The sequence below is a fragment of the Reyranella sp. genome, assembly GCF_004296935.1.
Lineage (GTDB): Bacteria > Pseudomonadota > Alphaproteobacteria > Reyranellales > Reyranellaceae > Reyranella.
The window spans coordinates 1-4,393 of the sequence record NZ_SCVH01000110.1 but is presented as its reverse complement, the minus strand read 5'-3'; the positions used below and the strand labels follow the sequence as shown (position 1 = coordinate 4,393).

Annotated in this window: 4 protein-coding genes; 1 reads left to right on the top strand and 3 read right to left on the bottom strand. The window is 67.5% G+C overall.

The annotated features are described in order from the left end of the window. Window positions 1-157: 157 nt before the first annotated feature. The gene (locus EPO55_RS16035) at window positions 158-1,969 is read right to left on the bottom strand and encodes an acyclic terpene utilization AtuA family protein (protein WP_296337986.1); all 1,812 of its coding nucleotides are present in this window, start codon (window positions 1,967-1,969) and stop codon (window positions 158-160) included. Continuing rightward, window positions 1,966-2,664: a TetR/AcrR family transcriptional regulator gene (locus tag EPO55_RS16030; RefSeq protein WP_296337985.1), complete on the bottom strand. Its 699-nt coding sequence runs from the start codon at window positions 2,662-2,664 to the stop codon at window positions 1,966-1,968. Before EPO55_RS16030 ends, EPO55_RS16035 begins: the two co-directional genes overlap by 4 nt. A gap of 76 nt (window positions 2,665-2,740) precedes the next feature. Between EPO55_RS16030 and EPO55_RS16025 the strand changes: the two genes are divergently transcribed. Further along, window positions 2,741-3,529: a GNAT family N-acetyltransferase gene (locus EPO55_RS16025; protein WP_296337984.1), complete on the top strand. Its 789-nt coding sequence runs from the start codon at window positions 2,741-2,743 to the stop codon at window positions 3,527-3,529. 171 nt (window positions 3,530-3,700) lie between these two features. Here EPO55_RS16025 and EPO55_RS16020 read toward each other — a convergent pair. Then, window positions 3,701-4,393: tripartite tricarboxylate transporter substrate-binding protein (locus EPO55_RS16020; RefSeq protein WP_296337983.1), on the bottom strand; the 693-nt coding region annotated here is incomplete at its 5' end.

Here is a 4,393-nt window from a genome sequence, read left to right as displayed (position 1 = left end):
GGCGGCTGCACCAAGCGCTTTAGCGCGAACCCGCGGACGGCCGCGGGCAGGTCTTGCCGGAACGAACGAAAAAGGCCGGCGCAATCCCCGCCAGCCTGACAGAAATAGTGGCCAAAACCTGCTGAAATGTCAACTCTATATTCCAGCGGCGGAAAATTCAGGCCGCCAGCTTCTTGGCCACTTCCGCCGGCACCCTCACCGGCATGTCCAGAAGCATCTGGGCGAAGGCCTTGGCCAATGGATCGGCTTTCAGCGAGGCCATGCCGCCGCCACCCAGCGCCTGGCGCAGCAGGAAATTGAAGCCGTTGATGCCGGGCAGCCGCCAGCGGCTCACCTTGCCCTCGATCCGGTGGGCGAAGTACTTCGCCACCGCTTCCTCCGTCACCTCGGAATCGAGGATCGGCTGGTACTCGGGCTTGCGCGCGAAGATCCCGATATTGGCATTGTCGCCCTTGTCGCCGGAGCGGCCGTAGGCCAGCGCGATCAGCGGCACGGTTTCCGTCGCGCCCGACGACGACGAGGAGGCGGGCGGAGCTTCGACCGGCAGGGTCACGGCGCTGAAACCGCCGCTGCGGGCGCCTTCCTGCAGCGCGATCTGGTGGCCGCCGACATCGACGGTGACCGGCACCAGGCTCTTGGGCACCAGGCAGGAGAACATGCGGATCACCGGCGAGGCCGAGGCGCGGCCAGCGCCAAAGCTGCCGGTCATGCCGACCACGCCGCCGGTCGACATCGGCGCGATCTCGCGCCCCAGCAGCGACAGCGCCTCCTTCTGGTCGTGCTTGGCCGCGATCTTGACCACGACCTCACGGCTGTCCTGGGCACGCGAATGCGGGCCATAGGTCGCCTCGGCGCCGATCACCTCGATGCTGACGTCGCGGAAGTCGGCCATGCCCTTGTCCTTGAACATGCGGCGGGTCTTCTTCACGATCGATTCGGCGCTGTGCCTGCCCTTCGCGGCCGCCTCCCGGCCACCCAGCATGAAGATCGAACTGAATTTGTAGCCGTCGGGAAATGTCGTCGAGACCTTGTAGCTGTCGGTCGGCGGCCGGCCTCGGGCGCCCGACACGCGCACGCGGTCCTTGCCTGTCTGCTCGTAGCGGGCTTCGGTGAAGTCGCAGACGACGTCGGGCACGATGTAGGCGCGCGGATCGCCGATCTCGTAGAGCATCTGCTCGGCCACCGTGGCCGGGGTGATCAGCCCGCCCGTGCCCTCGGGCTTGGACAGCACGAAAGAGCCGTCGCCCGAAACCTCGGCAATGGGAAAGCCCATGTTGTCGTAGTCCGGCACCAGCCGCCAATCGGTGAAGTTGCCACCGTTGCACTGCGCACCGCACTCGATGATGTGGCCACACAGGGTGCCGGCGGCGAGAGGGTCGAGATCCTCGGGCGTCCAGCCGAAAGCATGGATCAGCGCGCCCAGAGTCACCGCGGAATCGACGCAGCGGCCGGTGATCACCACGTCGGCGCCTTCGGCGAGCGCGCGGGCGATCGGGAAGCCGCCGAGATAGGCGTTCATGCTGACGATTTTGGCCGGCAGCTCCGCCCCGGTGTCCATCTCGCGGATGCCGGCGGCGCGGAACTCCTCGGCGCGCGGCAGGATGTTGTCGCCCAGCACGACGGCGACCTTGAGCTTCACGCCCGCCGCCTCGCAGGCTTTCAGCACCGCATCGCGGCAGGCCTGCGGATTGACGCCACCGGCGTTGGTCACGACCTTGATTTTCTTCTCGGCGATCTCGCGGGCGAGCGGGCCCATGACCGCCGTGACGAAATCCACGGCGTAGCCGGCCTGCGGGTTCCTGAGCTTCTGCGCCGCCATGATCGACATGGTGACCTCGGCGAGATAGTCGCTCACCAGATAGTCGACGTTGCCGTGGCGCACGAGTTGTACAGCAGCGGTCTCGGTGTCGCCCCAGAAGCCCGAGTGGCAACCGATGCGCACCGATCCTTTGGCGGTCTTGCCGGTCATCGTCGTTTCTCCCGGATCTTCCCCACTTTCTTACCGCCTTTGCGGCGCGGACCGGAAGCGGCGCGGCCGCGTTCCAGCCGCAATGCGACGCCGTCCAGGAACATGCCGAGACTCGAGGCGAACAGCCGCTCGACATGCTCGGGCCCGAGCCAGGGCGCGACACGCGCGACATTGGGCAAGTGGGACGCGTCGAGCACCGCCGGCGCCACGGTGGATTGCCGCACGGCGATGCCCGCGAGCGCCGTCCCGTTGGCGAAGGCCCCCAGGCCGCGAAAGATGTCGGCCGCCAGTTCCGGCGATGCGCCCGCCGCGATCAGCCTCCCCACGACGCGCTCGACGAAGCCGAAAGCCGCCACCGTATTGAAGCGCCGCGTGGCGAGCAGCGGGAAGGCTTCGGGATGCCTGTCGGCCAGCGCGACGTAGCGGCGAACGACCTCACCCAGCCAGGCAACGACGTCGCCGGACGTTCCGGGCATGTCGATCTCGCCGATCAGCCGCTCGCTGACGGCATCGAGCAGGGCCGCCCGGCTGGGGAAATGATGATAGAGCGCCATGGCCTCGACACCGAGGACCTCGCCCAGGCGGCGCATGCTCAGCATCTCGAGTCCGTCGCGGTCGATCAGCCCCAGCGCCGCCACCGCGATGGCGTCGGGCGACAGTCGTTCCCGGGGCCGGGGTTTGGCGGGTGATCGCATGTTTGTGACTTTACAGTGTAAATGCCCGGCGCCAAGTTACCTTACGTTGTAAACTCTGTGGGAAATGGACATGTCGATGAGCGATTCACTCCTCGCCGAACGGGTCGAGACAGCGGGCTGGGCAGACCTGATGCGCGCCTGCCCGGACGGCCTCGCCGCCGGGCTCGGCCTGTCGATCATCGAGCGGGCGGGCGCCATGACTTCCCTCGCCAGCCGCATCCCGGTGGCGATGTTCAACCGCTCCAGCGGCTGGCGCACGCCGGAAGACTGGAAGGCGGCTCTCGCCCGCCACAAGGAGAGCGGCGCCGAGGACTATTTCCTGCAGCCGCTTCCCGGGGACGAGGCGGCGTTCGCCGGCTGGGCCTCGACCGAGGGATTGGTGCTGCGCAGCCGCTGGACCAAGATGATCCGCAGTTGCGATGCCCCACCGGAGGCCAGCACCAGTCTGCGCATCGGCGAAGCCGGGCCAGCGCACGCACAGGCCTTCGCCGAGGTGGCCCTCGCCGGCTTCGACATGCCGCCGATGCTGGCACCGTGGCTGGTGGCGCTGTCGGGACGTCCGGGTTGGCGCACCTATGTCGGCTGGGATGGCGACGTGCCGGTGTCGGCGGCGGCACTCCGCATCGACGGCGACACGGCATGGTGCGGCCTCGGCGCCACGCTGCCTTCCCATCGCGGTCGCGGCGGCCAGAGCGCCCTGTTCGGACGCCGCATCGCCGATGCGCGCGACGCGGGGTGCCGGGTCGTCGTCACCGAGACCGGCGAAGACACCGAGCGGGCGCCCAATCCGTCCTATCGCAACATGGTCCGTGCCGGCTTCCGCCTCACGTATCTGCGCGAGAACTGGGCGCCGCCTAAAGCCTGATGACTTATGGTTTATCTCACGAACAAACCTCATGCTGAGGAGGCCACGTAGTGGCCGTCTCGAAGCATGGGACGCAACAGGGTGCTTGCTTCCACCCTTCGAGACGCATCGCTGCGCGACGCTCCTCAGGGTGAGGTGGTAGGGTGAGCCGAACCTAGACTCAATCTCGCGCTAGCCCTCCGGCTCGATGCCGGCCTCCTTCACGAAGCGCGCCCACTTGGCGATCTCGGCCTTCTGGAAGGCGGCGAGATCGGCCGGCGAGCCCAACTTCAGGATCACGTTGAAGTCGCGCATCCTGGCCTGCATCTCGGGCTTGGAGTATTCCTCGCGCACGATGGCATTGAGGCGGTTGACGATCGCCGCGGGCGTCTTGGCCGGCGCGAACAGCGCGTACCAGGCGTCGAGATCGAACTCGATGCCCTGCTCGCGCATGGTCGGCAGGTCGGGCAGGTTGGGCGAGCGCTGGCTCGAGGTCGAGACGATCGGCTTCAGCCGCCCGCCGCGGACATGCGGCAGGCCGGTGCCGACGTCGATGAAGGTGTAGTGGATGGTGCCTGAGATGACGTCGGTCAGGGCCGGCGGCGCGCTCTTGTAGGGTACCCGCAGCACCTCGATGCCGGCGATCCGGTTGAACGATTCGCCCGAGACGGTGGCGGTGCTGGTGCCGGCGCCGTAGGAGAGCTTGCCCGGGTTGGCCTTGGCGTAGGCCACCAGTTCCTTGACGTTGTTGAAGGGCGCGTTGGGCGTGGCCACGATCAGGAACGGCGCCAATCCGAACAGTGCCACGCACTCGAAATCCTTCACCGGATCGTAGGGCAGGCTCTTGAACAGGGCGAGATTGGCGGCGTGCGAGCTGTTGGTCGT